The 3,175-nt window shown below is 61.6% G+C and carries 2 protein-coding genes and 2 pseudogenes; all 4 read left to right on the top strand.

The window, feature by feature from the left end; all coding sequences use genetic code 11:
* Positions 1-485 precede the first annotated feature (485 nt).
* The 4 genes and pseudogenes from GWG65_RS39970 (at position 486) to GWG65_RS39955 (ending at position 2,705) form a co-directional block, all read left to right on the top strand.
* Positions 486-656: a hypothetical protein gene (locus GWG65_RS39970; protein WP_275200882.1), complete on the top strand. Its 171-nt coding sequence runs from the start codon at positions 486-488 to the stop codon at positions 654-656.
* A gap of 225 nt (positions 657-881) precedes the next feature.
* Positions 882-1,496: pseudogene (locus GWG65_RS39965) on the top strand (recombinase family protein); the annotation flags it as partial.
* Positions 1,497-1,596: 100 nt separating this feature from the next.
* Positions 1,597-1,719, top strand: a pseudogene (locus GWG65_RS39960) (zinc ribbon domain-containing protein); the annotation flags it as partial.
* Between the two features lie 161 nt (positions 1,720-1,880).
* A complete protein-coding gene (locus GWG65_RS39955; RefSeq protein WP_275200883.1) occupies positions 1,881-2,705 on the top strand; it encodes a hypothetical protein in 825 nt (274 codons plus the stop codon).
* Positions 2,706-3,175: the final 470 nt, after the last annotated feature.

Here is a 3,175-nt window from a genome sequence, read left to right as displayed (position 1 = left end):
TTGCGTGAACAACGGACGTATCCGTTTCTTGATCTCTCGAAGCGACGCCGCCCACAACGCAAGCGTCTCCTCGATCGACGCTGCTGGCGTCCACGACCTCCGAATCATGGTTACCCATGGATTCAGACATTTTCAAACAACGCAACTGTAATGCTAGGCTGCCATGCGGAGTGGCAGCGGGGTGGAGTAGGCTTGATCCGGCGTAGTGCAGTCAAGACTCGAATGGGGAGCCTGGATGTTCGATCGGGCAGCATGCCCTGACGCCGAGCCTTTGACAGCTCAGCCGTTTGTCAGCATTGACGCACTTGCGGCGCTCTCTGCGCTTCTCGATCTGGTGTTGAAGGATCGAACGCCATCAGCTGCCCTGCTTTCTAGCGCATCCAGAGCCTCTCACGACCAGAATCGGGGAGAGACTCATGTCACGGCAGACGGCAATGCCAGGGAGCGGATACCGACACAATCGACAACCGCGCCCGCAGCAGCAGATGGATCTGTTCGGGAGCGGCCTGTCGAACGGCGCCATCGGCGCGCCGGCATGGCCGGAGCTGCCGGCGGAAGCCCGGGCGGCCCTCACGAGCCTGATGACGCAGTTGATCCTCGACCATGCTGTGATGACAGCGACGCCGCCGGCGAAGGAGGTCGATCATGAACTCTGACAAGGTCCGGCCTCATCATCTGGAGCGCAAGGCGCTTCTTTACGTGCGCCAATCCTCGGCCCAGCAAGTATTGCACAATCGTGAGAGCAGCGCGCTGCAATACGCTATGCGGGACCGGCTAACGTCGCTCGGTTGGTCAGAGATCGAAGTAATCGATGATGATCTCGGTCGTTCAGCCGCCGGCGGAGTACAACGCGCCGGCTTCGAGCGAATGGTAGCGGAGGTCTGTCTCGGAAGGTTGGTGCGGTTTGCGCCCGCGAGGTCTCGCGATTCACTCGCAACAGCCGGGACTGGCAGCAACTCATCGAGATGTGCCGGGTGGTCGATACCGTTCTGGTCGATCAGGAGACCATCTATGCGCCAAGGCACGGTAACGATCGCCTGTTACTCGGGCTCAAGGGCAGCTTCAACGAGTACGAGCTGGATCTGTTGCGCCAGCGTTCGCTCTCGGCCCGTTACGAGAAGGCGCGCCGGGGCGAGTTGGTTGTAGCGGCGCCGGTGGGCTTCGTTAAGTCCGGCGACCGTTATGAGAATCCGGATCGGCGCGTCCAGGAAGCGATCAAGCTGGTGTTTGACAAGGTCGAGGAACTGGGCAGCGCGCGACAGGCGCTCTGCTGGCCCCACGAGTACGATCTCGACCTGCCGGTAAAGCAGACTAACGGCGACACCGCCTGGCGGCGACCAAACTACTCCGCCATCCACCGGATCATTGAGAACCCGGTCTACGGCGGTGCCTATGCCTATGGTAAGACGGCTGTAACGGCAGGATACGGCGCCGCGGGCGTGAGCGTGAAGATCCGCCGCAAGGCGCGGTACGAATGGGTGGCGCTAAAGCCCAATACCCACGATGGGTACGTGAGCTGGGAGAGATTCGAGGCGATCCGCACTATGGTCAGCAGTAACGTTCCCACCAGTCGGCATCACGGCGCGCCAAAGCACGGTGACGCTGCTGGCCGGTCTGATCCGCTGCAGGCGCTGCGGTCGCAAGCTCACACTCCGGTACTCCGGGATGCAGAACCATATCCCGCGCTACAGCTGCAGCCGCGCCTGGATGGACAATGGCGGCCCTCACTGCATCGCCTTCGGCGGACTGCGCGTTGATGATGCAATCGAGGAAGCACTGCTTGGCGTCGTCGGTCCGGGCGCTATCGCCGCTGCAACCGCTGCCGCCAAGGAAGCCAGGGAGCGGCGGGATTGCGCGATGCTCTTAGTCGCGACCTCGAAGTGGCGCGCTATGCCGCCGACCGGGCCTTCCGGCAATACGATGCCGCTGACCCCGCGAACCGGTTGGTGGCGAGTGAGCTCGAAGCGCGCTGGAACAAGGCGCTCGCTCACGCGGCCGAGGTCGAGGGCAAGATCGCCATGCATGATGCGGCGAGGCCCGCACCCATTGCTGATCCAGCCTCGCTCGGCGTTCTGGCCTCGAACCTCAAAACGGTCTGGGATGCGCCCACGACGGATGCTCGCCTCAAGAAGCGCATTGCGCGCACTCTCATCCACGAAGTCGTAGCCGATATCGGCGACGCGGCCTCCGAGATCGTTCTCATCGTCCATTGGGTGGGGGGCGCCCACAGCGAGTTGCGCTTGCCGAAGCGCCGGCGCGGACAGCGCAACAGCACCTCTGCCGATATCATCCAGGCCGTGCGTCAACTGGTGCTGATCGCCAGCGACGATCTGATCGCGGGCCTCCTCAACCGCAATGACCTCAAGTCCGGTAACGGCAATCGCTGGACGCGCGAGCGTGTCACCTCGATGCGCTCGAACCATCTCATCCCGGTGTTCCAGCTCGCCGAGGACGGGATCGAACCCTGGCTCAACCTCAGTAACGCCGCAAAGCTCCTAAAGATCGCGCCCAAGACGCTTCGACTAGCCGCTGAAGCCGGCGAGATCGAAGCCTTCCATCCGCTATCGGACGGCCCGTGGATCTTCGCCCGCACCTCGCTGATAACAACTGCTGCTAAATCGATCGCCGAACGAGCACGACAGAACCCAAGATACCCAACGGGATCACATCCCAATCAGCAAAGTCTCTTCTCTTCAACAACATAGACAGATGGGTGTTCTGATGTGCGGTTGTAGAAGTCGAGATATCGGCTGATCGAGCTGCGCGCCTCGCTGACGCTGTCATAGGCCCGCAGGTAGTCGAGTAGCGCGGGGGAATCCCACCCCCACGCCCTCCGAGAACCGGACGTGAGTCTCTCGACTCATCCGGCTCCTATCGCCCCAACCGGAGATTCCGTGGACCAATGGGCGAACAGATTCGGCTGGCGGGATTTGACCCCGCGCAACCAGCCCCAACGCTCGCTTTGTGTGTCCCCGAAGTCTTTTGTATTTCCGCTGTGCCCAGCGCACGATAAATGGATCTACTGTGCGCAGTGCCCTGCGAAGCGCAGAACGATGAAAACGCCCGTAATAGTTGACCCAGCCAACAAGAATAGGCCGTGCCCATTGGGCGATTTTCTCCAAGTCGAGATCGTTGCGATGATGCAGCTTCCAGCGACGCACGTCTTCGCGCATCG

This window comes from Bradyrhizobium sp. CSA207 (genome assembly GCF_029051685.1).
GTDB lineage: Bacteria > Pseudomonadota > Alphaproteobacteria > Rhizobiales > Xanthobacteraceae > Bradyrhizobium.
Note: the sequence above shows the minus strand (reverse complement) of the source record. Positions and strands in the feature narration are given on the sequence as shown.

Coding starts and splice junctions, on each gene's coding strand:
- GWG65_RS39970 (WP_275200882.1), top strand. CDS start 486: ATGGATCTGTTCGGGAGCGGCCTGTCGAACGGCGCCATCGGCGCGCCG.